25 protein-coding genes are annotated in these 25,840 nt (G+C 39.2%); 22 read left to right on the plus strand and 3 right to left on the minus strand.

Annotation, left to right across the window (positions count from 1 at the left end):
* Positions 1 to 6: 6 nt before the first annotated feature.
* Complete coding sequence (dtd, locus tag GQR93_RS07280; protein WP_003553844.1) at positions 7 to 453, plus strand: D-aminoacyl-tRNA deacylase; 447 nt, start codon at positions 7 to 9, stop codon at positions 451 to 453.
* A gap of 84 nt (positions 454 to 537) precedes the next feature.
* On the plus strand, positions 538 to 1,179 hold the full coding sequence (locus tag GQR93_RS07285; RefSeq protein WP_003553846.1) for an HAD-IA family hydrolase: 642 nt from the start codon (positions 538 to 540) through the stop codon (positions 1,177 to 1,179).
* A 72-nt stretch (positions 1,180 to 1,251) separates the two neighbouring features.
* Here the strand turns inward: GQR93_RS07285 and GQR93_RS07290 are convergent, their stop codons facing one another.
* Both GQR93_RS07290 and GQR93_RS07295 read right to left on the minus strand, forming a co-directional pair.
* The gene (locus GQR93_RS07290; protein ID WP_003553849.1) at positions 1,252 to 2,094 is read right to left on the minus strand and encodes a fructosamine kinase family protein; all 843 of its coding nucleotides are present in this window, start codon (positions 2,092 to 2,094) and stop codon (positions 1,252 to 1,254) included.
* A 13-nt stretch (positions 2,095 to 2,107) separates the two neighbouring features.
* Positions 2,108 to 2,950: an N-acetylmuramoyl-L-alanine amidase gene (locus GQR93_RS07295; protein WP_003553850.1), complete on the minus strand. Its 843-nt coding sequence runs from the start codon at positions 2,948 to 2,950 to the stop codon at positions 2,108 to 2,110.
* A 377-nt stretch (positions 2,951 to 3,327) separates the two neighbouring features.
* Between GQR93_RS07295 and hisS the strand changes: the two genes are divergently transcribed.
* The 7 genes from hisS (at position 3,328) to GQR93_RS07330 (ending at position 11,756) form a co-directional block, all read left to right on the plus strand.
* A complete protein-coding gene (hisS, locus tag GQR93_RS07300) occupies positions 3,328 to 4,620 on the plus strand; it encodes a histidine--tRNA ligase (RefSeq protein ID WP_003553852.1) in 1,293 nt (430 codons plus the stop codon).
* 15 nt (positions 4,621 to 4,635) lie between these two features.
* Complete coding sequence (gene aspS / locus GQR93_RS07305) at positions 4,636 to 6,423, plus strand: aspartate--tRNA ligase (protein WP_003553854.1); 1,788 nt, start codon at positions 4,636 to 4,638, stop codon at positions 6,421 to 6,423.
* A 169-nt stretch (positions 6,424 to 6,592) separates the two neighbouring features.
* Complete coding sequence (locus GQR93_RS07310) at positions 6,593 to 7,468, plus strand: YitT family protein (RefSeq protein WP_003553856.1); 876 nt, start codon at positions 6,593 to 6,595, stop codon at positions 7,466 to 7,468.
* A 93-nt stretch (positions 7,469 to 7,561) separates the two neighbouring features.
* Complete coding sequence (locus tag GQR93_RS07315; protein ID WP_003553858.1) at positions 7,562 to 8,716, plus strand: CDP-glycerol glycerophosphotransferase family protein; 1,155 nt, start codon at positions 7,562 to 7,564, stop codon at positions 8,714 to 8,716.
* Positions 8,717 to 8,792: 76 nt separating this feature from the next.
* Positions 8,793 to 9,602 (plus strand): ABC transporter permease, encoded by an 810-nt coding sequence (locus GQR93_RS07320; RefSeq protein ID WP_035444753.1) that lies wholly within the window; start codon positions 8,793 to 8,795, stop codon positions 9,600 to 9,602.
* 19 nt (positions 9,603 to 9,621) lie between these two features.
* Complete coding sequence (locus GQR93_RS07325; RefSeq protein ID WP_003553863.1) at positions 9,622 to 10,839, plus strand: CDP-glycerol glycerophosphotransferase family protein; 1,218 nt, start codon at positions 9,622 to 9,624, stop codon at positions 10,837 to 10,839.
* Positions 10,836 to 11,756, plus strand: a complete 921-nt coding sequence (locus GQR93_RS07330) for a deoxyribonuclease IV (RefSeq protein WP_080544230.1) — start codon at positions 10,836 to 10,838, stop codon at positions 11,754 to 11,756. The genes GQR93_RS07325 and GQR93_RS07330 overlap by 4 nt, the downstream gene beginning before the upstream one ends.
* Positions 11,757 to 11,940: 184 nt before the next feature.
* Here GQR93_RS07330 and GQR93_RS07335 read toward each other — a convergent pair whose 3' ends face one another.
* The gene (locus tag GQR93_RS07335) at positions 11,941 to 12,762 is read right to left on the minus strand and encodes a pyruvate, water dikinase regulatory protein (RefSeq protein WP_187117457.1); all 822 of its coding nucleotides are present in this window, start codon (positions 12,760 to 12,762) and stop codon (positions 11,941 to 11,943) included.
* 193 nt (positions 12,763 to 12,955) lie between these two features.
* On the opposite strand from GQR93_RS07335, the gene rpsU reads away from it, so the two are divergent.
* The 13 genes from rpsU to GQR93_RS07400 all read left to right on the plus strand — a co-directional run bounded on the left by rpsU (position 12,956) and on the right by GQR93_RS07400 (position 25,824).
* Entirely contained in the window at positions 12,956 to 13,147 is a 192-nt protein-coding gene (gene rpsU / locus GQR93_RS07340) for a 30S ribosomal protein S21 (protein ID WP_003553874.1), read from the plus strand.
* 96 nt (positions 13,148 to 13,243) lie between these two features.
* The gene (locus GQR93_RS07345) at positions 13,244 to 13,693 is read left to right on the plus strand and encodes a GatB/YqeY domain-containing protein (protein ID WP_003553876.1); all 450 of its coding nucleotides are present in this window, start codon (positions 13,244 to 13,246) and stop codon (positions 13,691 to 13,693) included.
* A gap of 120 nt (positions 13,694 to 13,813) precedes the next feature.
* Complete coding sequence (locus tag GQR93_RS07350; RefSeq protein WP_003553878.1) at positions 13,814 to 14,779, plus strand: PhoH family protein; 966 nt, start codon at positions 13,814 to 13,816, stop codon at positions 14,777 to 14,779.
* A 23-nt stretch (positions 14,780 to 14,802) separates the two neighbouring features.
* Positions 14,803 to 15,288, plus strand: a complete 486-nt coding sequence (ybeY, locus tag GQR93_RS07355) for an rRNA maturation RNase YbeY (RefSeq protein ID WP_003553880.1) — start codon at positions 14,803 to 14,805, stop codon at positions 15,286 to 15,288.
* The gene (locus GQR93_RS07360) at positions 15,272 to 15,667 is read left to right on the plus strand and encodes a diacylglycerol kinase family protein (protein ID WP_003553882.1); all 396 of its coding nucleotides are present in this window, start codon (positions 15,272 to 15,274) and stop codon (positions 15,665 to 15,667) included. Before ybeY ends, GQR93_RS07360 begins: the two co-directional genes overlap by 17 nt.
* Before the next feature lie 12 nt (positions 15,668 to 15,679).
* Positions 15,680 to 16,582 (plus strand): GTPase Era, encoded by a 903-nt coding sequence (gene era / locus GQR93_RS07365; protein WP_003553884.1) that lies wholly within the window; start codon positions 15,680 to 15,682, stop codon positions 16,580 to 16,582.
* A gap of 90 nt (positions 16,583 to 16,672) precedes the next feature.
* Positions 16,673 to 17,443, plus strand: a complete 771-nt coding sequence (gene recO / locus GQR93_RS07370) for a DNA repair protein RecO (protein WP_003553886.1) — start codon at positions 16,673 to 16,675, stop codon at positions 17,441 to 17,443.
* Positions 17,444 to 17,735: 292 nt separating this feature from the next.
* Positions 17,736 to 18,665: a glycine--tRNA ligase subunit alpha gene (gene glyQ, locus GQR93_RS07375; protein WP_003553888.1), complete on the plus strand. Its 930-nt coding sequence runs from the start codon at positions 17,736 to 17,738 to the stop codon at positions 18,663 to 18,665.
* Entirely contained in the window at positions 18,665 to 20,746 is a 2,082-nt protein-coding gene (gene glyS / locus GQR93_RS07380; RefSeq protein WP_003553890.1) for a glycine--tRNA ligase subunit beta, read from the plus strand. The genes glyQ and glyS overlap by 1 nt, the downstream gene beginning before the upstream one ends.
* Positions 20,747 to 20,897: 151 nt before the next feature.
* Entirely contained in the window at positions 20,898 to 22,715 is a 1,818-nt protein-coding gene (gene dnaG, locus GQR93_RS07385; RefSeq protein ID WP_003553891.1) for a DNA primase, read from the plus strand.
* A gap of 17 nt (positions 22,716 to 22,732) precedes the next feature.
* The gene (gene rpoD, locus GQR93_RS07390) at positions 22,733 to 23,902 is read left to right on the plus strand and encodes an RNA polymerase sigma factor RpoD (protein WP_003553892.1); all 1,170 of its coding nucleotides are present in this window, start codon (positions 22,733 to 22,735) and stop codon (positions 23,900 to 23,902) included.
* A 112-nt stretch (positions 23,903 to 24,014) separates the two neighbouring features.
* Complete coding sequence (locus GQR93_RS07395) at positions 24,015 to 24,719, plus strand: tRNA (adenine(22)-N(1))-methyltransferase (protein WP_003553894.1); 705 nt, start codon at positions 24,015 to 24,017, stop codon at positions 24,717 to 24,719.
* A complete protein-coding gene (locus tag GQR93_RS07400; RefSeq protein ID WP_003553897.1) occupies positions 24,709 to 25,824 on the plus strand; it encodes a Nif3-like dinuclear metal center hexameric protein in 1,116 nt (371 codons plus the stop codon). Before GQR93_RS07395 ends, GQR93_RS07400 begins: the two co-directional genes overlap by 11 nt.
* The last annotated feature ends 16 nt before the right edge of the window (positions 25,825 to 25,840 follow it).

A 25,840-nucleotide genomic window follows, 5' to 3' on the forward strand; every position in this document is an offset into this window, starting at 1 on the left:
TATACATTGAAAGTTGTGCTACAGCGCGTTAAACAAGCTTCGGTCTCAATTAATGGCGAAGTCCATGGTCGAATTGGCAAGGGCTATATGCTCCTTGTGGGTGTCAGCGATGATGATGACGATGAGCAAATTGCCTATTTGGTTCACAAAATTAGTCATTTACGTATTTTTGAAGACGCAGATGACAAACTTAACTTAGATATTCATGCTGTTGATGGGGCTATTTTGTCAATTTCCCAATTTACGTTGTATGCAGATACCAAGAAAGGAAATCGTCCCAGCTTTACCAAGGCTGGCCAACCCGAACATGCAGAAAGGGTCTATGAGGCATTTAACGACCAATTACGGCAAGCTGGTTTAGAGGTTCAAACTGGCATATTTGGCGCGGACATGCTGGTTGATCTTCAAAATGATGGTCCAGTGACAATTATTTTTGATACAGATCACCGTTAGACCTGAAAAATAGTTATAATGATTTTATAGAAAATAAAGACTGAAGCTTCTGATTGCTTCAGTCTTTTTTGAGGGGCGAATTAAATGATTAATCAACTTTTCTGGGATTTTGATGGAACATTGTTTGACACTTATCCAATGATGGTAGCTGCTTTTAAGCGGGCTTTGTTAGAAATGGATATCGATGAAGTTGAAATTGATCAACGTAGCATCTATGTCACTATGAGACAACATGATGTCGGGACCGTTATTCGTAAACTTTCTGCATTTTATGGCATTGATGAAAATACTTTACGGCAACTCAATAAAAAATATCAAATTGAAATGGTTAAAACCGCAAAACCATTCAAGGGCGTTCGTGAAGTCCTGGAATTTGTTAAACAACTATCTGGACATCATTATTTGTTAACACACCGGGATAATCAAGCAAAGGCGCTGCTAAAAGAATTTGATCTATTGCAGTATTTTACTGATTTTGTGACGTCGGATCAGAAGTTTCCGCGTAAACCAAAACCTGACTCTATTAACTGGTTAATTGATAAAAATCATGTAGACAGGAAATCCGCCATTATGATTGGCGACCGTAAGTTGGATGTACAAGCAGGGAATAACGCCAATATTGCCTCGTGTCTATTTGACCCGGATGGCCTTATTGTTGAAACGGGGAATCCGGATATTAAAATTACAGAAGTTAAGGAATTAATTCCCTGGTTGTCCAAGCGTTAACAGGTGCTGGATTAAAGAAATAGAGCCGCAAAACTTAGCGATTTTGCGGCTCTATTTTATAATTTGACTTAATTAATATTTTTCTAAAATTTGATCTACCATCGGACCATAGGTTTCACCAAATAAATTTAAATGAGCCAATAAATAATTAAGCTGATACCAAGGAATTCGGCTATTCAAACCTGTTTCAAGCGGATAAACAGAATTATATCCGTCATAAAATTCTTTATAAAAGCCGCCAAAAACCGTTGTCATTGCAATATCGAGTTCCCGGTCACCATAGAAAACATCTGGATCAATTAGCATTGGCTTACCGGAAGCTTCGAACATAAAATTTCCAGCCCATAAATCACCGTGGAGTAAACTTGGTAAAACTTTGTGATTTTCATAATATTGCTTAAATTGATTACAGAGTGATTGAAAATGCTTTTCACGCCATTCGTTCCAGCGACCGTTCTGATCTGCCAGTTTAGCAAGCGGTTTAAGGCGCTGATTAATATAAAATGTTGACCAATCTGATTGCCATGTGTTGATTTTTGGCAGCTTTCCAGCTGTAAAGTCATGATCCAATCCAAATTTTTCAGTATGCTGCTGATGAACTTTGGCAACCATTTGTCCCAATTCGTATTGGCTTCCCTGACCAATATCCACCCAATTTTGAATTAAATAACCATCGCCATTGATCTCACCACTGGCGATTACCTTTGGCGTATTGGCGACTTCTCCAAGTAAATGCAAGCCCTCAACTTCGTGGTCAAAAAAGACTTTTCCACGGTTAGGTTGAACTTTCATAAAGTAATGGTTTGAAGCGGTTTGCAACGAATAAGAATCATTAATATCACCGCCGGAGACAGAATGGATTCTTTCAACTTTTTCAATTGGAAGTTGAGTTAACCAATTATTATCAATTGCCATATACTGATCCTCCTTAATTATGAGTCTTAAAATAAGTCTGCAGGCCAGATACAACGTCATCTGCGTATTTTTCCTGGTAAGAAGGGCTTTGAATCTTTTTAAAGTCCCTATCAGTATTAATATAACCCCCTTCGATCAAAATTGCAGGGACAGCATTATCTCGAATGACGAGATAATTGCCGAATTCGGTCCCACGATTTGTAAGGGGAAGATTAGCCATTTTTTGGTTAACGGACTGTGCGAGCAATTTTGAATCACCGGAATGGTAATAATAGCAGGTAAACCCCGATGCAGTATTTATTTCGTCTGATGAATCAAAATGAAAACTAATGAACGCATTGGCAGAAGAAGAAGCTGCCAACTGTGGTCGTTGATATAAGGAAACAGTCTTGTCAGTATCTCGTGTCATAACGACTTTGGCACCTTTGGAACGCAACTTTTTAGCGACGAGCTTTGCAAAAATCAATGTGTAGGTTTTTTCCTCCTGACCGGTTGTCGAAAGCGCACCAGAATCACTGCCACCGTGTCCAGGATCCAGAACAATCGTTGCCTCGGAAAGTCTGGTAACATCTTTTATATGGCCATTGGTGACTAACCAGGAAGCAACCCAACCAATTGTTTTGTGTTTATAAATGACCTTAATCCAATTATTTTTGCGACTGATAACTTGAAGCTGAGCACCTTGTTTAACCGTTGCCTTTACCGAATATGTCACAGATGGGCCGGTTCGAATGTTTAATTGATTAACTTTGACGGTGACTGAATTCGAATATAGTGCAATAAATAAAATAATAAAGGTTGCCATAATGGTCAAAATGGCAATAATCCAGCTGGTATTTTCAGAGATTTTTCTCATATTCAGTTCTTCCTATTTTTTCAAATAACTTTATTATAAATTAAAGTAGGTACTTGGGCTAATGAATATTGGTTAAGTCATTTTTAAATTTGATTTAACCTTGACATTTTGGCATTCCTCCACTAATGTTATAAACAGTTAAATAATCAACCGATTAAAAAGATTAGTAGTTGAACCGGTTCAACCACAGAGAACGTTTGAACGCTGAAAGAACGTGACCGGCTCATTGAAGTGACACTTTTTACGAAAACGGTAATAGCTAATGCTATTCGCGCGAGCGTTATCCTAGAGTGATTTATAAGGTGGTACCGTGCAATGCACCCTTGTCTTCGGACAGGGGTCTTTTTTTTCGGAATTTAATTGGGAGGAAACATTAAATGAGATATCAACGACCTAAAGGAACAGCTGATATTTTGCCTGAAGAGGCCAGAAAATGGACCTATGTTGAGGAAACCGCCCGGATGCTTTTTAATGATTATCGTTATCAAGAAATCCGGACACCAATGTTTGAAAACTTTGACGTTTTTTCCAGGACTTCAGGTGATACATCCGATGTTGTGACAAAGGAAATGTATGATTTCAAAGATAAAGGTGATCGTCATATCAGCTTGCGTCCAGAAGGTACTGCAGGTGTGGTACGAGCGTTTGTTGAAAATAAACTTTATGGTCCTGAACACCAACGTCCCGTAAAGGTCTTTTATATGGGCTCGATGTTTCGATACGAGCGTCCACAGTCTGGCCGTCAACGCGAATTTCATCAAATCGGTGTTGAAGCTTTCGGAAGTGATGAACCCGAATTAGATGTTGAAGTCATCGCAATGGGAATGGATTTACTGCATCACTTTGGTCTAAAAGATATTCGTTTGGAAATCAACAGCCTTGGAGATGCAGCGTCCAGAGATGCTTATAGACAGGCGTTGATTGATTATTTGGATCCGCATTTTGATGAGTTGAGCAAGGATTCTCAGGTTCGTTTGCACAAGAATCCACTTCGAGTGCTTGATAGTAAAGACAAACAGGATCAAGAGATTGTTAAGGATGCACCTTCCATCTTGGACTATCTAAACGACGATTCCAAGAAACATTTTGAGCGTGTTAAGAAACTGCTTGATACACTTCATATTCCATACGTTATTGACCCTGATATGGTTCGTGGGCTGGATTACTACACACACACTATTTTTGAGATCATGGTTGATTCCAAAGCCTTGGGAGAAGGATACACAACTATTTGTGCCGGTGGCCGGTACAATGGCCTTGTTGAGCAGCTGGGCGGCCCTGAAATGCCGGGAATTGGATTTGGGTTAGGAATGGAACGCCTCATGCTTCTGATGGATGCCCAGGGTGTTAAATTTCCTGTACTGGATCAATTAGATGCTTATGTTGTTGGCATCGGCGAACAAACCAGTATTGAAACTCTCAAGATTGTGCAAGCGTTAAGGGCAAACGGGTTTGCAGCTGATCGTGATTATTTGAATCGAAAGCCAAAGGCACAGTTCAAATCTGCAGATAAACTTAATGCACAATACACCATTACCATTGGTGAAAGCGAACTTGAGTCACATACGGCCAATGTTAAGTCAATGGCTTCTGGGAAAGAAATTAATGTTCCGATAGATAAAATTATTAATGATTTTGATGAAATTATTACTTCCAACTTTAATGACTAAGGAGATCTTTTGAAAATGAAGAGAACAACATATGCTGGTTTGGTTGATGACAAACTGATCGGCAAAGAAGTCGTCCTAAAAGGATGGGTTCAAAAACGTCGTGACCTGGGTGGTCTGATTTTTATTGAATTACGTGATCGCGAAGGAATTGTTCAGTTGGTCTTTAGCGAGGAATTTGGCAAGGATGCTTTGGCGGTTGCTGACAAACTTCGAGGTGAGTACGTTGTAGAAGCCAAGGGAACGGTTGTTGCCAGAGCTCCCAAGGAAATTAATCCTAAAATGAAGACCGGTAAAATTGAAGTCGATATTACCGATGCCAAAATTTTGGCAGTTTCCAAAACACCACCATTTTATATTGAAGATGGTATCAATGTCTCTGAAGATTTAAAGCTCAAATATCGTTATTTGGATCTTCGTCGTCCAGAAATGCAATATAATATTCTATTGAGAAACCGGATTATCCAATCCATCCACAGCTTCTTTGACGGGGAAGGGTTTATTGATATTGAAACACCAACTTTAACTAAATCGACACCAGAAGGCGCACGTGATTACCTGGTTCCTTCAAGAGTCTATCCGGGTTCATTTTATGCCTTGCCACAATCACCACAACAATTTAAGCAGATGCTGATGGGGGCCGGGTTTGATAAGTATTATCAAATTGCCCGTTGTTATCGGGATGAAGATTTGCGTGGAGACCGTCAACCTGAATTTACACAAATTGACATGGAAATGTCCTTTGCAGATCAGGAAGAAATTATGGATGTGACTGAAGGATTCATTGCCAAAGTCATGAAAGATGCGATGGGTAAAGATGTTAAGTTACCATTCAAACGCATGGACTGGGATGAATCAATGGCAAGATTCGGAACTGATCAACCTGATGTTAGGTTTGGTATGGAATTAAAAGATCTTTCGGATATCATGAAAGATGTTGATTTTAAAGTCTTTTCCGGAGCCGTTGAAAATGGTGGCCAGGTTAAAGCGATTGCCGTTCCTGGCGGAGCAGACAAATATTCCAGAAAAGATTTGGATCAGTTTGCCAGCTATGTAGAACGTTTTGGTGCGAAGGGCCTTGCTTGGCTTAAAGTAACCGATGATAGTTTTAACGGCCCAATTGCAAAATTCTTTAAAGACGCTGACCTTCGTCAAAAGATTTTGGATAAGGCTGAGGCTAAGCCCGGTGACCTGTTGCTGTTTGCCGCCGATAATAGTCGGATTGTAGCAGATACGCTTGCTTATCTTCGGGTTGAAATTGCCAAGGAGCAAAACATGATTGATGAATCCAAATTCGCATTCTTATGGATTGTTAACTGGCCACTCTTCCATTGGGATGTTGACTTGAAGCGTTATGTGGCAGCCCATCATCCATTTACCATGCCAAATGAGGAAGATGTCCATTATCTATTGAACGATGATGAAGATCCACATAAGGCGTATGCACAAAGTTATGACATCATTCTTAACGGTCTTGAACTTGGTGGTGGCTCTATTCGTATCCATACACGTAAATTGCAGGAAAGAATGTTTAAGGCGCTTGGCTTCACAAAGGAAAGTGCCGAAGCACAATTTGGTTACTTCCTAACAGCCTTGGATTATGGTTTTCCACCTCATGGCGGACTTGCAATTGGTCTTGACCGATTTGTTCGTCTGTTGGCTGATCGCGAAAACATCCGGGATGTCATTGCCTTCCCTAAGAACTCAAAGGCTGTTGAACCATTAACAAGTGCACCGTCTCCAGTTGCAAACAAACAATTGGACGATCTGGGCATCTTTGTTGAAAATCAAGATAAACAAAAATAGTTTTTTAATAAAATCTGAATAAAAGATTGAAGCAGGACCTCAGATAAGACATACTGATCTTATCTAACGTCCTGTTTTTCATTTAGAAAAGAAGTAGCCGTTTTGTCGGCTTGCACTTAGCGTTACAATTAACTTGTGTTGCGATTATTAACTATGAAAGGATTTTATTATGGATGACGTTTCAAAGCTAATGCGTCGGCATACGTATGTCACGAAAACATCTACGTCGTTTATTTATGGCATCTTGGTATCGATTGCTGTTAACTTTTTTTGGACCCCAGGTCATATTTATTCTTCAGGAATTACCGGACTAGCCCAATTACTAAATACAATTAGCTCACGGGCCCTTCCGTTCACTGTTTCAACCGGTCTGGGCTTATTTTTATTAAACATTCCACTTTTCCTTGTAGCTTGGCGTGGAATAGGTCGAGAATTTACAATTTTTACAATTATCACAGTATTTTTATCAAGTTTTATGATTCAGTTACTTAAACCAGTGCCACTCACTCATGATCCAATTATATGTGCTATTTTTGGTGGGGCGGTCAACGGATTTGGAACGGGAACGGCCCTTAAGAATGGTATTTCAACTGGTGGTCTTGATATTTTGGGGTTGGTTATTCGGGATAAGACCGGAAAATCGATTGGGTCCATCAATATTGCCTTTAATGCTTTGATTGTTGTAGCAGCCGGTTTTGCTTATGGCTGGCCTTATGCTTTATATTCGGTAATTGGATTGATCGTGAATGCAAAGGTTATGGACATGACTTATACCAAGCAACAGCGGATGCAGGTGATGATTATTACGAATCGTCCCAATACAGTGATTGATAGTGTTCAAAATCATCTTAGAAGGGGCATTACAATTGTTCATAATGCCGAGGGCGCTTATCAACATGATGCCAAGACTATTTTATTCACAGTCATTTCCAGATATGAAATGGGAGAACTGGAAGAAGCACTTTTAGAATCGGACCCTAACGCATTTGCCAGCATTTCGGATTCTGTTAAAATTCTTGGCAGATTTTATGAACCAAAGCCCTAGTTTTTTTCTAAATCTAAAGATTTTTTAAGAAGATAATTCTACAAAAAGTTTATGTTATAATACTCGAGTGTGTTTATTAAAAACTGAAAAACGGTGAAGAAATTGAAAGTAGTTTATCTATGGTTGATTCGCTTTCTGTCAATATTAAACATTTGGAAACCAAGCAATAAAGTGATTTACTTAATGAGCTTTGATAATAATTTGGATTTTATTAAGCAGTTAGCTCAAAAAACACCGAATCGTTTCCGTCTAATTGTTTTATATCGTCCAGAAACCGAAGCGGCCGCAACCGAGCTTGCTGCATTCGGAATTGAAACCCATGAATTTAATGATGGTATCAAGTTTGTTTTTGATTTTGTCCCACTCTTGATGGGTGCCAGAGTAATTTTTTGCGATAATTACTACGCTTTCTTGGGTGGCTTAGTTCATCCTAAGAAAATGAAGATCATCCAAATTTGGCATGCAAATGGTGCCATTAAAAAGTTCGGATGGGAAGATCCAACAACAGAAGAACGCAGTAAGTCGGATAAAAAACGGTTTCAAGATGTTTATGATCATTTTGATGAGTATATTGTTGCTTCTGAAGCGATGGGAAATGTCTTTCAACATAGTTACCATGAGTCGGTTGAAAAAATGCAGCTTCTGGGTTATCCCAGATCAGATCAATATTTGGATAAGCAATGGCAGGTTAGCGCCAGAGAAAGAATCTACCGTGCTGCTCCGGAACTCAGGGAGCATCGAGTAATTTTATATGCGCCAACTTACCGTCCTGATAAAAGTTTTAAGTTACCGGTTGGACTTGGCGCGGCTTTGTCTGCGGATCAAAACGCGATTGTTGTAGTTAAGTTGCATCCGGTGTTAAGAAACCGAGAGAATGCAATGAGACAGATCGGTAATCCAAGAATCAAATTTTATCATGAATTGGCTACTAGTGAATTGTTAGCAGTTGCTGATACATTAGTGACTGACTATTCATCCGTGGCGTTCGATTTTAGCTTACTGCCAAATGCAAAATCACTGATTTTCTTCATGTTTGATTTGGAACGTTACCGCTTGGATCCTGGTGTTCAAGATGATTTTCTTGATTGGTTGCCGACTAAACCTGTTACAACAGTTGACGAGTTAAAACGGGAGATAAGGGCAAGAAAACCAACAAGTTTTGAACAATTCAATAAGCATTGGAACACCTATAATGATGGGCAAGCAACTCATCGGTGTCTTGATCGTTATCTGAACTTATTAAAGTAGGTAAACATGATTTTGCAATTAATTAAACTTGAAATAACTGAACATTCAGTTGCTTCATTGTAAGGAGCGTATTGACTTGAAAGAGGTTTACACGTTAATCAAGGAACAGTTTCAAAACATTGGGATTATTTTTCGGATTTCTCAATATGAAGATAAAGCTGAATATCAAAGCCATTATTTAGGCTTAGTTTGGGAATATTTATACCCGCTTATTCAAATTGGTATTTATTGGTTGGTTTTCGGAATTGGCTTGAAGCATGGCAGTACCACCCATGGTGTTGATTATTTGCCTTGGATGGTTATCGGGATTACGCCTTGGTTTTTCATGAATCGGGCAAGTTTAGATGCATCAAAGAGTATTTATCAACGTGTAGGTATGGTTTCTAAGATGAAATTTCCGGTTAGTATCTTACCTACAATTAAAATTGTCAGTAACTTAAGTTCCTTCTGGACAATGTTAGTGTTTTCTATCCTGGTTAGTTTTCTTTATGGTGTTCATCCTTCTATTTATTGGATCCAGTGGATCTACTATTTCATTTGTATGATTGCGTGGATGATTGCGTTTGGTATTTTCAACTCCACAATTTCATTATTGGTTCGTGATTGGCGTATTATGCTTCAATCTTTGATGAGAATGTTATTTTACATGTCAGGCGTTCTATTTAATTTTGAAACCACATCGTTTCCAGCACCATTCGTCCACATCCTCCAACTGAATCCGTTTTTCTACGTTGTCTCCGGCTTCCGTGATTCAATGCTTGGAACAATGTGGTTTTGGCAGGAACCAACTTTAAATATCGTTTTTTGGGGAATCGTCTTGTTCTTTTTCCTAGTTGGATCTCACTTGCACTATAAATTCAGATCAAGATTTGTTGATTTAATTTAGTTTGGGAAGGGTGAGCTTTGTGAAAAGTAACTTGATTGCTTTTATCAAATTAATAGCTCGCTATATACTCATCGTGATAAACGATGGGTTTATTTGTATGCGAGTAAAAAAGCGCTTAGTGTTGTTCGAGAGTTTTAATGGTAAAGACGTTAGTGACAATCCACTTGCTATATACAAAAAAGTAATTGAAGATAATCCGGATATGAAAAATAGTTGTTATTTCAGTGTTAAACCGTCTGCTTTTCGTAGACTGTCACAGGAATATCCGAAAATTCGATTATTGAAAAGATTTACACCTCTTTGGGTATGGTATAGTGCCCGAGCGTCGTTTTGGGTAATGAACTCCAGAATGCCACAATGGTGGAAAAAGAATAAGGGAACAACATATATTCAGACGTGGCACGGGACACCATTAAAACGACTTGGCGTTGATATCAGTCATGTTGAAATTCCTGGTAATACAACACAACAGTATCATCAACAATTTATTGATGAAGCGGATCGTTGGGATTATTTAATTGCCCCCAATGCTTATTCAAAAACTATTTTTCAATCAGCTTTTGGTTTTCATCATCATTTTTTGGATATTGGATACCCAAGAAACGACATCTTGTATCATGAAAATAATCTAAAATCGATTGATTTGCTCAAAAAACAATTATTAGGAACATCTCCGGAGCATGTCATAATGTACGCACCTACATGGCGAGATGACGACTATCAAAAGCAGGGCGTCTATAAATTTGAGTTACCATTTAGTTTAAAAAAATTTTTTGAAGTTGTGGATTCAAACACCATGTTGATTATTCGTCCCCATTATTTAGTAAAAGATCACATTAATATTTCGGGATTTGAAGACCGAGTCAAAATTTGTGCAGAACAAGACATTAACCAATTATATTTAATAACCGATTTGCTGATTACAGATTATTCATCGGTTATGTTCGATTTTGCCAATTTAAAGCGGTCCATGTTATTCTTTCCGTATGATCTTGATCATTATCGTGATGAGCTACGCGGTTTCTATTTTGAATATCAACCACAAAATTTACCGGGGCCAATGGTCACTGACGCAACTCGTTTTTACAGTGAGCTGGCATTGTTTAATACAACCAGACGTTTCACTGGCTACGAAAAAAACTTGGAAGATTTCAATACAAAATTTTGTGCTTGGGAAAACGGCACGGCTTCACAAAAAGTGAGTGAAATTATTTTGAAGGGAATGTCGAAAGATTGAGTAATCAAACATTTTTAATTGGGTCACATGTCAGTATGAATGGCAAAGATATGTTCTTGGGATCCGCAAAGGAAGCTGCCGGATTTGGTGAAAATGTATTTATGGTTTATACAGGGGCCCCTCAAAATACGGTCCGAAAACCTATTGAAAAGCTAAATGGACCGGCTGGAAAAGCGTACATGGCTGAACATAATTTGAAAGAAGTTGTTGTCCATGCACCGTACATTATTAATCTTGGAAATACGTTAAAACCACAAAACTTCGCTTTCGGCGTGCAATTTCTTCAACAGGAAATTGCACGTGCCGAAGCGATTGGGGCCAAACAAATTGTTTTACATCCGGGCGCACATGTCGGTGAGGGTCCTCAAAAGGCGATCGACCAAATCGCTAAAGGCCTAAATGAGGTGATTACAGATAATCAAAGCGCTCAAATTGCCTTGGAAACGATGGCCGGTAAGGGAACGGAAGTTGGTATTACTTTTGAGCAACTGGCGGAAATTATAAGTAAGGTTTCGAATAACAAGAAACTATCTGTCACTTTTGACACCTGCCATACTAATGATGCTGGATACGATGTTAAAAATGATTTTGACGGCGTATTGAATGAATTTGACCACATTGTTGGTCTTGATCGATTAAAAGTCATTCATTTAAACGATTCAAAAAATGAACGTGGCAGTCACAAAGACCGTCACCAAATTATCGGATTGGGAACAATCGGGTTTAAGGCTCTGAATTATATTGCTCATCATGATCAACTGGCATCGGTTCCCAAAATTATGGAAACACCGATTCTAAAAGATCCAGAAAATAAACGTATTAAATATAATCCGCATGGCTATGAGGTCAGTATGTTAAGAAAGCAAGTGTTTAATCCCAACATCATCGAAGATATGAAAGCGGGAAAACCTTTTTAATGTGAGATTAGATTTGATTCTAAATAAAGATGGTTGGCAATCAAAAGCCACGCCTTATCAAATCCCGAAAAGGGTTCTGTAAAATCAATAAAGTTTACGTTGATTTTACAGAACCCTTTTCATTTTTAAGACTTTTGAATTTTCAAAAGTCGGACCTATTATGCTAAGCGGTCTTTGATAGTCACTAATCTTCAAATGTTGTTGTATCTAAATTTAAGCTTTCCAAAATAATAGTTGCGGTTTCCTCAATAGATTTGTTGGCAACATTGATGACCAGGCAGCCAATCTTTTTATATAATTTTTTAGCGAAATCCAGTTCGATTTTGATGTTTTTAGTATCTGAGTAAGGTGTGTCCGCACTTAATCCATAAGAGATCATTCGCTGTTTCCGAATTCTGCTTAATTTTTCGGGTGTATTTAGCAGGCCGAAGATCCGGTCTTTCTTCACATGATTTAATTCATCCGGAATGTGTAGATCGGGGCCAATCGGTAGATTTGCGACACGCTGGTTTTGATTGGCTAGATATAGTGAAAGCGGTGTTTTAGATGTTCGTGAAACGCCTAGTAACACAATGTCGGCTTCCAAAAGCCCTTTGGCGTTTTTCCCATCATCGTTTTCAACTGCAAATTCGATTGCAGAAATACGTTCAAAATAATTCTCGTTTAAATCATGAATTAAGCCTGGAACGTGTGCAGGTTCCTCTCCGGTTGCCTCTGATAGCAACTTCATTGGCGTTTGGATACAATCAAAATCATAGATCCCATGTTCTTTACAGAAAGTAACAACCATTTGGCTCAACTCGATGCTGACCAGTGTGTGGAAGATCATGGCTTTTTTTGTTAAAGCTAAATTCAAAATACCCTTTAAAATTGATTCGGTTTGAATAAAAGGAAACCGCCTGATTTCTGCTTTGATATTTGGAAATTGTGAAGCGGCGGTTTGCGCTAAAGTTTGAGCAGTAGCACCACTTGAGTCAGAAATAATAAAGATATTTTGCGTTTTCATATAGATTTCTCCCATCAATTTTTTTCGACTCTAAAAGAAACTCCAAATAAATTTTAACATGAAGCATTGTTTTTAACTTAAATCATTGACGATATTTCGATTAATATGTATAATTTAATGCGAACCGTTTTAGTACAAAGTAAATGTGTGCTTTTAAACAGTTACATTTAAGCTCGGAGGGAGGGAATTTCATATGGCAAAGACAGTCGTTCGTAAAAACGAGTCTCTTGATGATGCTCTTCGACGCTTTAAACGTACAGTTTCTAAAAGCGGTACACTGCAAGAATATCGTAAACGGGAATTTTATGAAAAACCAAGTGTAAAACGTAAATTAAAGTCCGAAGCAGCACGTAAGCGGAACAATAAAAAGAAACGTCGTTTTTAATATGACATCACTTTTGAAGATCGGAGCTAATGTTTCATTAGTCTCTGGTCTTTTTTATGTTAAAATTTAGACATACATTGAAAAGAGGTTTAACAGATGAGTGTTTATGATCAGTTGAATTCAGATTTAAAAGATGCCATGAAGGCACGAGACAAAGTTAGATTGGGTGTGATTCGAGGATTGAAGTCTCAAATCATGAATGCCGAAGTTGATAACGGTAATCAAAAATTGACTGATGAGCAAATCAGTTCAGTTGTGATGAAAGAAATCAAACAGCAAAAAGAATCACTCGAAGAATTTCAAAAGGCTAATCGTGATGATTTGGTCAAAGATCAGAGCGCTAAACTTAAAATTGCCGAAGAGTACGCACCAAAACAGCTATCAGAAGACGAGGTTGAAGCAATTGTGAATCAAACAATTGAACAGTTACACGCTGAATCTATGGCTGACTTCGGTAAGGTTATGGGTGCTATTATGCCAAAGGTCAAAGGAAAAGCCGATGGCAGCATCATTAACAAACTTGTCAAAAAACAGCTTCAAAGTTAAAAAATCATTGATTATTAAATTAGCGCCAAGAATTGGTTCAACAACATTCCAATCGCTTTGGTTAACCTTTATTTTGTGATAGTATCTGATTAATATTAATATTAAAAAGGAGCTAATTAATTGGCTGAAACTCAACAGATTACAAAAGAACTTGTCGTGTCTGATCCTAATCAGCTGTTACAACTCGTTGGAACTCAAAACGAGTTTATAACGATTCTCGAAGAGGGTATGGGTGTTTCGATTAATGTGTTCGGCAACTCACTACGTGTCAGCGGTGATGAACAGTCGGTCGGCACAACATTAAACATTTTGGATAATATCCTTACATTGGTCCAAAAGGGAATCAATATCAACAGCAGTGATTTTATCAGTGCGATTAATATGTCTCAAAACGGGACGTTAGAATATTTTCAGGATTTATACAATCAAGTCTTGATTAAGGACGCCAAAGGTAAGGCCGTCCGGGTCAAAACATTTGGTCAGCGGCAGTACATTCAGGCTATTTCGCATCATGACGTTGTTTTTGGTGTCGGCCCCGCCGGTACCGGTAAAACGTACTTGGCGGTTGTCATGGCAATTGCTGCACTTAAAAAAGGGACGGTTGATAAAATTGTATTGACAAGACCGGCGGTTGAAGCCGGCGAGAGCCTTGGCTTTCTGCCTGGAGACCTTAAAGAAAAGGTTGATCCATATTTGCGTCCGATTTATGATGCCCTACATGCGATCTTAGGCGCTGAGCACACTGAACGGTTAATGGATAGAGGCGTGATCGAGATAGCGCCTCTGGCCTACATGAGAGGCCGTACACTTGATAATTCATTTGTGATCCTGGATGAAGCACAAAACACAACGAATATGCAGATGAAAATGTTCTTAACCCGTTTGGGCTTTGGGTCAAAGATGATTGTTAATGGTGATATTTCACAAATTGATTTACCTAAACATGCGGCCAGTGGGCTGGTCCGGGCTCAGGCAATTCTAAAGGGAATCGATCAAATTGAATTTGTGACATTCAGTGCAAAGGATGTTGTTCGTCATCCTGTAGTTGCTAAAATCATTACGGCTTACGAAAAAAACGGTCAATAATTATTGAATGAGGATTATTAGTCATGGATTTAGAAATTTACGATAAAACTGAAAAGGGCATCTCTGAAAAAGATGAAAAAATGATTCGGGATGTTTTAAATTTTGCCGGCTCATATATTCATTTAGCAGATAATACTGAGATGTCGGTCACACTTGTCAACAATGATGAGATTCACAAGATTAATCGTGAGTACCGGGGTGTTGATCGGGCAACAGATGTTATCAGCTTTGCAATTGAGGATGAGGCCGAAGATGATGACTTTCCAATCGTGATGGATGAAGATATGCAGGAATCAATCCCTGAAAATATTGGTGACATCTTCGTATCGGTCGATAAAGTTGCAGAACAAGCGGACTATTTAGGTCATTCATTTCAAAGAGAACTCGGGTTCTTGGTTGTGCACGGTTTCCTTCATTTGAACGGTTACGATCACATGGAGAAAGCGGATGCAGACATCATGTTTCCGTTGCAAAAAGAGATTTTAAATGCCTATGGTCTTAAAAGATAAGCGTCAGATAGAAAAGAATAAGCACTTTTTTCAGTCCGTTGGTCATGCACTGGAAGGCATTAAAAAACTGATTTTGGAGGAACGTAATTTCCGCTTTGATTTAATTATCACGGTGGTTGTCCTTTGTATCGGTCTTTTAATGAGGATTGCAATCTATGATTGGTTGTGGCTGTTTGCTGCATTTTTCTCAGTTATCGGATCGGAAGTCTTGAATTCAATCGTGGAAAACGTTGTTGACTTAATCGTTGGTCATCATTTTGACCTAATGGCAAAACGTGCTAAGGATATTGCAGCTGGAGGCGTTCTTTTGTCCGCTGTTTTCGCAATGATCATCGGAGCACTGATCTTCATTCCAAAGTTCGTCGAATTATTAAAATAAGTGAGGTAGAAAATGGATAATCCAAATTATCGTTCCGGCTTTGTGGCCATTGTTGGTCGACCAAACGTCGGTAAGTCAACTTTTTTAAATCGAGTAGTCGGGCAAAAAATCGCAATTATGAGTGATAAAGCTCAAACGACTCGAAATAAGATTCAGGGTGTCTATACAACTGATGAGGCACAGGTTGTATTCATCGATACACCGGGTATTCATAAACCTCAAAACAAGCTTGGGGATTTTATGATGGATTCTGCACTATCGGCTTTAAAAGAAGTTGATGCAGTTCTCTTTATGGTTAATGCGACTGAACGGCGCGGTGCCGGTGATAATTTTATTATCGACAGATTAAAAGATGTTCATAAACCTATTTACTTATTGATTAATAAAATTGATGAGATAACACCTGATGATGTTATGGCAATTATTGAACAATATAAAAACGCCTTATCTTTTAAAGAGGTCTTCCCAATTTCAGCCTTACAAGGCAACAATGTTCCTGAGTTGTTAACGTCACTCATTAAGGAATTGCCAAACGGGCCCCAGTATTATCCAAAGGATCAGGTTACCGATCATCCGGAACGTTTTGTCATTTCAGAATTGATTCGAGAAAAAGTACTTCAAATGACACGTCAGGAAATTCCACATTCAACGGCGGTCTATATTGAGAGTATAAAAAAACAGGATGAGGTATTACACATTCAGGCAACAATTATTGTTGAACGTGACGGTCAAAAGGGGATTGTTATCGGTAAGGGTGGTTCTATGCTAAAAAAAATTGGCACCCTGGCTCGAAAAGATATTGAAAACATGATGGGTAACAAAGTTTATTTGGAATTATGGGTTAAAGTTGAAGCGCATTGGCGTGATAAAGCAAATCTACTAAATTCCTATGGTTATAAAAAGGGCAACTATTAAGATTAAGCATGATTAGTTGATAATGGGCTGCGTTTTTTTAATAAACATTGAAGATCTGTCATCTTCAGCTAAGATCTTTTTTCAAGAGAGGTGAATTTCTTGGTCAAAGCAAAACCTGCTGAGTTTCACGGTATTTTACTTTATACAAAAGCCTATCGGGAACGAGATTTACTTATCAAATTTTTGACAAGAGAATTCGGGAAAAAGATGTTTTTGGTTCACGGTGCCAAACGACCAAAGTTTCGAATGCGGGCTGCAATTTTACCGTTTACCTATGGCGCTTACTTTGGTGATCTTAAAGATGACGGCCTGAGTTACATTAACAATTATAAAAGAATTGACCATTTTCAAGGCATTACCGCCGATATTACCAAGAACGCCTACGCAACTTACATTATGTCTTTGATTGATCTGGCTTTTCAGGATAGCATTGCCATTCCAAAATGGTACGATCAATTAATGATCGGCTTAAGTTTAATTGATGATGGTTTCGACGAAGAAATCATTACTAATATTTTTGAAATTCAATTATTATCGGCTTTTGGTGTTGAACCTGATTGGGTTGATTGCGCCATTTGTCATCGGCGAGACCTACCTTTTGATTATTCTGAAGCATATGGCGGCTTGCTTTGCCAGAACCATTTTGATAAGGATCCATACAGGTTACACCTTGATCAGAGAACGATTTATTTTCTCAGGTTATTCTCAATTGTTGATTTAACCAAGCTTAAAACGATTCAAATGAGTGATAAAACAAAGAAATCGCTTCGAAAGGTGATTGACCAAATTTATACGAATTCAGTTGGTGTCGTGCCGAAAAGCAAACGATTTATTGACCAACTCGGTAAATTCAAAATTTGAGTCGATCCATCGTTGACATTCTAGAATATGTCAACTAAGATTATTTTGAGTTAAATATTTTCGGTGATGAGAAAAGAAATTAGGCATTCATTTTTTTCAACGAGGCTGGGATAGTGTAAGCCGGCTAGAAATTGATGACTAAAAGGCACTTTTTGAGCCGAATGAATTAAGTGCTGGTGTTAAACCAGAAGTAGGGTGGAACCGCGAGACCATCGTCCCTATGTTTAAGTGGCAAATTGTAACCGTCACTGAACATAGGGACTTTTTGCGTGAAAAATTAGGAGGAATTTAAATGACTGAAAAGTTATCGGTTCAAGAAATCATTCTGCGGCTGCAGCAGTATTGGGCAGCGCAGGGTTGTATGCTGATGCAGGCTTATGACACTGAGAAGGGTGCCGGAACAATGAGTCCCTATACTTTCTTACGGGCAATTGGCCCAGAACCTTGGAATGCGGCTTACGTGGAGCCTTCCAGAAGACCGGCAGACGGTCGTTATGGAGAAAATCCGAATCGTCTCTATCAACATCATCAATTTCAAGTAATTATGAAACCTTCTCCTGAGAATATTCAGGATTTATATCTTAATAGTTTAAAAGAACTGGGTATTGATCCTTTGGAACATGATATCCGGTTTGTTGAAGACAATTGGGAAAACCCATCAATGGGTTGTGCCGGTGTTGGTTGGGAAGTTTGGCTTGATGGTATGGAAATTACCCAATTTACCTACTTCCAAATCGTGGGTGGCCTGGAAATGAACCCGGTTGCTTCTGAAATCACCTATGGTTTGGAACGATTGTCGTCTTACATTCAAAATGTGAATTCGGTTTTTGATCTTGAATGGTCCGATGATGTCCTGTATGGTGATATTTTTAAAGAACCCGAGTACGAACATTCAAAGTACAGTTTTGAAGAAAGCGATCAGGAAATGTTGCTGAACTTGTTCAATGATTATGAACGGGAAGCTAAACGCCTTTTGAAACTGGATTTGGTTCATCCCGCATACGACTATATTTTGAAATGCAGCCATACATTTAACCTGTTGGATGCACGTGGTGCGGTTTCAGTAACTGAGCGGGCAGGATATCTCTCAAGAATTCGAAACTTGGCACGCGGCGTTGCTAAAGAGTTTGTGGCCGCACGAAAACGTCTTGGATTCCCATTGATCAAGGACGAAAAGAAACGTCAGGAGCTGCTTAAGGATGATGAAGGGGAGGAAAAATAATGGCTAATAATTTCTTACTTGAAATCGGGCTCGAAGAAATTCCGGCTCATGTTGTCACGCCCAGTATCAATCAACTAAAAAAACGGGCCAGTGATTATTTAAAAGACCAACGAATCACATTCGATCAAATCAAAACATTTAGTACGCCTCGAAGGTTAACATTGTACATTACCGGCTTAGCCGACAAGCAACCCGATATTGATAAGTCCGTTAAGGGACCCGCTAAGAAGATTGCTCAAGATACGGATGGCAACTGGACAAAGGCTGCTATCGGATTTTCCAGAGGACAGGGTGCCACCACTGACGATATTACTTTTAAAGAAGTTAAGGGAACCGACTATGTGTTTGTTGAAAAGCACATCGCCGGCAAGTCCGTTGATGAAGTTCTAACCGGAATGAAAGATGTCATCACGGCTATGACCTTCCCAACCATGATGAAGTGGGCCAACTATTCATTTGAATACGTTCGGCCAATTAAATGGTTGGTTGCGTTATTAAATGACAAAGTAATTCCCTTCAGTATTCTTGATGTTTCAACTGATCGGGTAACATCCGGCCATCGTTTTTTGGGCAAAGACGTCGAATTGGCCAATGCTGATGAATACGAGGAAAAGTTAACCCAGCAATTCGTCATTGCAGACGCTAAGAAACGAAAAGAATTAATTGTTAAACAAATTCATAAAATAGCCGAAGATAATGATTGGCAAATCAACCTTGATCCCGATTTACTGGAAGAGGTTAATAATCTGGTTGAATGGCCAACAGCCTTTGCTGGTAAATTTAACGATAAATACCTGAAGATCCCCGATGAAGTTTTGATTACGTCGATGAAAGACCATCAACGATTTTTCTACGTTACTAATGGGGATGGCACCTTGTTGCCACACTTCATTTCCGTTCGAAACGGAAATGATTATGATATTCAAAATGTGATTGCCGGAAATGAAAAGGTCTTAACTGCCAGACTTGAAGATGCCATGTTCTTTTACGAAGAAGATCAAAAGAAGACCATTGCTGAAGATGTTGAACGGCTTAAGAAAGTTAGTTTCCACGATAAAATTTCTACTATGTTTGAAAAGATGCAACGAGTTCAGGTCATTTCTAATTACCTTGGTAAACAGTTTGGTTTTTCAGATAAGGAACTCGAGGATGAACAACGGGCTGCTGAAATTTATAAGTTTGATTTGGTTACCGGAATGGTTGGAGAATTTGCCGAACTACAAGGTGTGATGGGTGAGAAATATGCCTTGTTAAATGGTGAAGCACCTGCAGTAGCCAAAGCAATTTCAGAACACTATATGCCTATTTCGGCAAACGGTGCACTTCCAGCATCAAATGTTGGCGCACTTTTGGCTGTTTCAGATAAGCTTGATAGTATTTTAACTTTCTTTGCAGCCGGCATGATCCCAAGCGGTTCAAATGACCCATACGCATTACGCCGTCAGGCTACGGGGATTGTTAGAATTGTTGCTGATAAAAACTGGAATTTTGATTTAATTGATACATTGAAGGCAATTATTAACTTGCAAGACAAAAAGCAGGTTGCACCCAAGCTTGACCAAGCTGGTCAAATTACTGCAGTCAGTGATTTTATTAAAGATCGAATTAAGCAGTATCTTGATGATCTCGGTATTCGATATGATATCTCGGACGCCGTTACTTCGGGTTCGCAAACTGATATCTTGTTTAACATTTCAAGTGGTCAAGTTCTTCAGGAGCAAAAGGATGATGATGCCTTTAAGTCAATTATCGAATCCCTGACCCGAGTTCTTCGAATCTCTAAGAAAGGACACTTCAAGGACAACGATCTTGTTGTTGATGGTTCGTTGTTCGAAAACGAATCCGAAAAGGTACTGAATCAAAAGGTTGCTTCTGCCGCTGAGGGTTATTATGAAATTTCGGCTAAAGAAGACTTTGATCGGCTTTCCGGATTGAAGGACGCAATTAATGCATACTTTGATGCGACAATGGTAATGGATAAAGACGAAAAACTAAGGGATAATCATTTACGGCAGTTAACGCTTTTGTCACACTTGATTTTGCATTTGGGTGATCTGGATAAACTGGTTGTTAAGGGTTAGTTTTGCTTAGAATGTTCAAGTGCATTTGTTTGTACAAACTTTTTAACTATGCTAGTATAAACTATGTATCGCCAGCAGATGAGTCGCACTATTTTGGTGCGACTTTTTGCAGGTATTAACGCCGGTTTTAGAGATGGGAGGCGGATAACTATTGAAGATCCCAGAAGACGTGATTGAACAGGTTAGATCCCAGGTTAATATTGTTGACGTGGTATCACAATATGTTCAACTTAAACAGTCAGGGAAGAACCTTTTTGGTCTTTGCCCGTTTCATGAAGAGCGAACACCGTCTTTTTCCGTTTCTGAAGACAAGCAAATATTTCATTGTTTTAGTTGTGGTCGGGGTGGAAATGTTTTCAAATTCATGATGGAAATTGAAAACCTGTCTTTTCCCGAAGCGGTCAAAAAAGTAGCTGAAATGGAACATTTGGATGTTGATTCCAAATATTTTACGGATGCTGCACCGGCTAGTCGGGAAACTTCCGAGCAAAAACAGCTGATTGAATTGCACGAACAGGCCGTCAAGCTGTATCACCACATTTTGATTAATACCAAGATGGGGAAATCTGCTCTTGATTATTTACATCATCGGGGCGTCAACGATGAGACAATTGATCTTTATCAACTTGGTTATGCACCTCAGCAGCGATTGTTAAAACCATTTTTTGATGAGCGTCAGGCCGATTACCAGTTGTTAAGAAAGTCCGGACTTTTTTCCGAGACTCAGGATGGGAAGTTACGTGATCGGTTTGTTGATCGCGTGATGTATCCCATTCGTAACGCAACTGGTCAAACCGTTGCTTTTTCAGGGCGGCTGTTGGCTAAAGATTCAGATATGCCAAAGTATTTAAACAGTCCGGAAACAGAATTGTTCAATAAACGAAAAATACTGTTCAATCTGGATTTGGCTCGGCCAAACATTCGCAGTAAACAACCCGCTTTGTTGTTTGAAGGGTTTATGGATGTTATTTCTGCATACCAGGGCGGTATCAAGTCTGGCATTGCTTCAATGGGTACCAGTCTAACCGAGCAACAGATATATGATATTCAACGTATTACACGTGAAGTGATTGTCTGTTATGATGGAGATGCTCCGGGACAAAAAGCAATCAAACGCGCAATTGATGCGTTTAAGCAAACTGATCATCAATTGGATCTGAAAGTCGTTTCAATTCCTGATGGGATGGATCCGGATGAGTTCATTCGAAACCGGGGTGCTGATAAATTTCAAACCTTATTACAACATGCTCAATCACCCGTTGATTTTGATTTGAATTACCTTAAACAGGAAGCTAATCTTAAAACCGAGGAAGGACAAGCAGCCTATATTTCAGAAGCATTGAAATTGATTAGTACAATTAGTTCCGGCATTTCCCGGGACTTGTATCTTAACCGTTTGGCTGACTCTTTTTCAATTGACAAACAGGTTTTAAAACAGCAGCTCCAACCGCTTATTCGAAAAACTGTTACTAAGCGAGCCAATCATCAGATTCCGGCTGGTCAGCCTGTTAATCAATCTCCTCAAAAAAGGGATAAAGTAACGGTTGCGCAAATGCAGCTTCTTAACAGGATGCTGCATAATCATGATGTATGGGTAAAGGTCAGTGGTATTTCGGGATTCTCATTTGTTGATGAACAGTACCAGATGTTGTATTTATTGGCGGAAGGATACTTTTCCAAGTTTGACCAGTATAATGTCGCAACATTTAGTAATTTAATTACTGAGGATTCATTGCAAAGCCTATTGATTGATATTGACATGATGAATTTACCAGAGGAGCCGTCTCCAATGGAAATTGACAATGATTTGGATGTTATTATGAATCGGGCGCCGGTAGAAACAAAAATTAAAAAGAAACAAGCAGAACTGAGACAAGCATCAAAAATTGGGGATGTTGATAAGCAACGCCAATTGATGGTTGACTTATTAAAACTTGAGCAGCAAAAGAGAACTAAGGAACAAGTATAACTTCGGGAGGCATTTTGATGGCTAACAAAAAAACAAATAATGCAAAGGTTGTTAAAAAAGCGACTACTAAGACAAAGGCCGCTGCAGCTAAGAAAACACAAAAGCCTTATAAGAAGGTATTTGATCAGATTGTAAAGGACAATAAACCGATCGGTCACATCACCTACGATGAACTCCAGAAGAAAATCGAAGAACCATTTTCTTTGGATAAAAAAGAAATGGAAGAGTTACTCGAAAACATCGAAGATTCCGGAATTAGTGTTGTCGATGATAACGGTGATCCAGATCCAAGAGCCATTGATGCAGCAAAAAAAGTAACAAAAAAAGAACTCTCTGATGTTTCTGCTCCAACAGGTGTCAAAATTAACGATCCTGTTAGGATGTATTTAAAGGAAATCGGAAGAGTATCACTTTTAAGTGCTGATGAAGAAATCAATCTTGCCAAACGAATTGAATCCGGCGATGAAGAAGCCAAGCAGGAACTTGCAGAAGCCAACTTACGATTGGTTGTTTCAATTGCCAAGCGTTACGTCGGTCGTGGTATGCAATTTCTTGATTTAATTCAGGAAGGTAATATGGGCTTGATGAAGGCGGTTGAAAAATTTGATTACCGTAAAGGATTCAAATTCTCAACTTATGCGACATGGTGGATTCGTCAAGCGATTACCCGTGCGATTGCCGATCAGGCACGAACCATTCGAATTCCTGTCCACATGGTCGAAACGATCAACAAATTGATTCGAATTCAACGTCAATTACTCCAAGATCTTGGGCGTGAGCCGCTTCCCGAAGAAATTGGTGCTGAAATGGATATGCCAACTGAAAAGGTTCGAGAAATCTTAAAGATTGCTCAGGAACCGGTTTCTCTTGAAACACCAATCGGAGAAGAGGACGATTCTCATCTAGGTGATTTTATTGAAGATCAAGATGCAACGTCACCTGCAGATCACGCAGCTTATGAATTATTGAAAGAACAACTTGAGAGTGTTCTGGATACGTTGACTGATCGTGAGGAAAATGTTCTGCGCTTACGTTTTGGTTTGGATGATGGTCGTACCAGGACTTTGGAAGAGGTTGGAAAGGTATTTGGCGTTACGCGTGAGCGGATTCGTCAAATTGAAGCCAAGGCTTTAAGAAAGCTTCGGCACCCATCTCGTAGTAAACAATTAAAAGATTTTTTGGAATAAAATCCTAATTTCTCAAACAGTCGGTATAAAAATCAATTTTGATTTTGTACCGGCTGTTTTTTTGTAGATGAATAAATTATAATAAAGGTATTAACGAATTAAGGAGAAATACATGAACGGCACGCATCTTTCCAAACGTTTAGAAACAATTAGTGAGCATGTCGAACCAGGTAGCCGGTTGGCTGATATTGGATCAGACCATGCTTATCTACCGATTCATCTTGCCAAGAATAAAACAATTAATTATGGCGTTGTCGGAGAAGTGGCCAAAGGGCCGCTTTCAAATGCGATCAATGAAATTTCCAAAGAGGGCTTGCTGGACATCCTGCACCCCAGGTTGGCAGATGGATTAGCCGCTATTGAAGCCGATGATCAAATTAACGCCATTACAATTGCCGGAATGGGTGGTATTTTAATCAGCCAAATTTTGGAAAATGGTCAGGACAAGTTAACGGGTCAAGAGAAACTGATTCTTCAACCGAATGTAGGTGAAAACATTGTTCGAACCTGGTTAATGAATCATCAGTATTTTATTAAGACCGAGCAAATCTTAGAAGAAGACCATCATATTTACGAAATTATCACCGCAGTCAAATCGGCGCAACCAGTGGGTTATTCAGCTAAGCAACTCAAGTTTGGCCCTTACTTATTAATCGAGAAATCACCAATCTTTATTTCAAAATGGCAGGAAGAACGTCAACAACTGCAACGGGTTATTTCAAATATGAAACGGGCAGTTCATGAAGACAAGCCCAAGATGAAAAAAATCGAGCAACAGATTCAAGAAATTGATGAGGTGATTGATAGTGAAAGGTAGAGAGTTAGTTCAAAAGTTTGAAGCATTTGCGCCCAAAAAGCTTGCAATGCCAAAAGATCCGATCGGGTTACAAATTGGTTCCCTAGACCAGGATGTCCATAAGGTTATGACAACGCTGGATGTCCGGCCGGAAGTTGTAGATGAGGCAATTGAAAATGACGTTGATTTTATTTTTGCACATCATCCGGTTATGTTTCACCCAGCTAGAAATTTAGATTATTCAGATCCTCAAAATGCAATGTATGCGAAAATTATTGCCCACGGGATCACTGTTTATGCTGCTCACACCAACTTAGATACTGCTGATGGCGGCATGAATGATTGGTTGGCAGATGAACTGAGCCTGACAAATGTAAGGGGACTGGTTCCAGGATATGCAGAATCCGTATTCCGATTAACGGTTACAGTTCCCAAGGTATACGCTACGGCAGTCAGAATGTCTTTGGTTGATGCTGGGGCGGAAATTAATGACGGTCAATATACCGGATACACTTATGAAATGGATGGAACAGTATACTATGTACCGCAACCAGGGGCAGATCCAACAATCGGCATGGCTGGTGAACCAACAGAATTAGAGGATTCCAGATTGGAATTTGAAGTTCCTGAAAAGAATTTGAACAGAGTCTTAAAAACATTACACGATGTTCACCCACTTCAACAACCGCTTTACAATATTATTCGCTTAGAGGACAAAAAGCACCAATATACAATGGGTCGGGTTGGCGAGTTACCTGAGCCGATGCGACTTGAATCATTCGCCAAACGGTGTAAATCTGTTTTTCATATTTCTGGCCTTCGAGTGATTGCAAACGACTTGTATCGGACAATTAAAACTGTAGCGGTACTGGGTGGCGACGGTGGTAAGTTTTATAAGACTGCACAAAAAGCAGGGGCAGATGCTTACATTACGGGAGATGTTTATTACCATACGGGACATGACATGCTGGCTTCGGATATGCCGGTTATTGATCCCGGACATCATATTGAAAGTATCTGTATCCCTAAATTAGCAAAAATGGTTAACAAGTGGTCTCAAGAAAACAATTGGGGTCTTTCGGTGATCGAATCTCAAATCAATACAGACCCGTTTACTTTCCTGTAAAGACATGACTACATGA

Origin of the sequence: Lentilactobacillus hilgardii (genome assembly GCF_009832765.1) — a bacterium.
Classification (GTDB): Bacteria; Bacillota; Bacilli; order Lactobacillales; family Lactobacillaceae; genus Lentilactobacillus; species Lentilactobacillus hilgardii.

What these genes read in the sequence shown, in the direction of transcription:
- glyS (WP_003553890.1), top strand. Translation starts at nt 18,665, where the DNA reads ATGGCTAATAATTTCTTACTTGAAATCGGGCTCGAAGAAATTCCGGCT.
- rpoD (WP_003553892.1), top strand. Translation starts at nt 22,733, where the DNA reads ATGGCTAACAAAAAAACAAATAATGCAAAGGTTGTTAAAAAAGCGACT.
- ybeY (WP_003553880.1), top strand. Translation starts at nt 14,803, where the DNA reads ATGGATTTAGAAATTTACGATAAAACTGAAAAGGGCATCTCTGAAAAA.
- GQR93_RS07290 (WP_003553849.1), bottom strand. Translation starts at nt 2,094, where the DNA reads ATGGCAATTGATAATAATTGGTTAACTCAACTTCCAATTGAAAAAGTT.
- glyQ (WP_003553888.1), top strand. Translation starts at nt 17,736, where the DNA reads ATGACTGAAAAGTTATCGGTTCAAGAAATCATTCTGCGGCTGCAGCAG.
- aspS (WP_003553854.1), top strand. Translation starts at nt 4,636, where the DNA reads ATGAAGAGAACAACATATGCTGGTTTGGTTGATGACAAACTGATCGGC.
- GQR93_RS07285 (WP_003553846.1), top strand. Translation starts at nt 538, where the DNA reads ATGATTAATCAACTTTTCTGGGATTTTGATGGAACATTGTTTGACACT.
- GQR93_RS07360 (WP_003553882.1), top strand. Translation starts at nt 15,272, where the DNA reads ATGGTCTTAAAAGATAAGCGTCAGATAGAAAAGAATAAGCACTTTTTT.
- GQR93_RS07395 (WP_003553894.1), top strand. Translation starts at nt 24,015, where the DNA reads ATGAACGGCACGCATCTTTCCAAACGTTTAGAAACAATTAGTGAGCAT.
- era (WP_003553884.1), top strand. Translation starts at nt 15,680, where the DNA reads ATGGATAATCCAAATTATCGTTCCGGCTTTGTGGCCATTGTTGGTCGA.
- GQR93_RS07345 (WP_003553876.1), top strand. Translation starts at nt 13,244, where the DNA reads ATGAGTGTTTATGATCAGTTGAATTCAGATTTAAAAGATGCCATGAAG.
- GQR93_RS07310 (WP_003553856.1), top strand. Translation starts at nt 6,593, where the DNA reads ATGGATGACGTTTCAAAGCTAATGCGTCGGCATACGTATGTCACGAAA.
- rpsU (WP_003553874.1), top strand. Translation starts at nt 12,956, where the DNA reads ATGGCAAAGACAGTCGTTCGTAAAAACGAGTCTCTTGATGATGCTCTT.
- GQR93_RS07295 (WP_003553850.1), bottom strand. Translation starts at nt 2,950, where the DNA reads ATGAGAAAAATCTCTGAAAATACCAGCTGGATTATTGCCATTTTGACC.
- GQR93_RS07335 (WP_187117457.1), bottom strand. Translation starts at nt 12,762, where the DNA reads ATGAAAACGCAAAATATCTTTATTATTTCTGACTCAAGTGGTGCTACT.
- hisS (WP_003553852.1), top strand. Translation starts at nt 3,328, where the DNA reads ATGAGATATCAACGACCTAAAGGAACAGCTGATATTTTGCCTGAAGAG.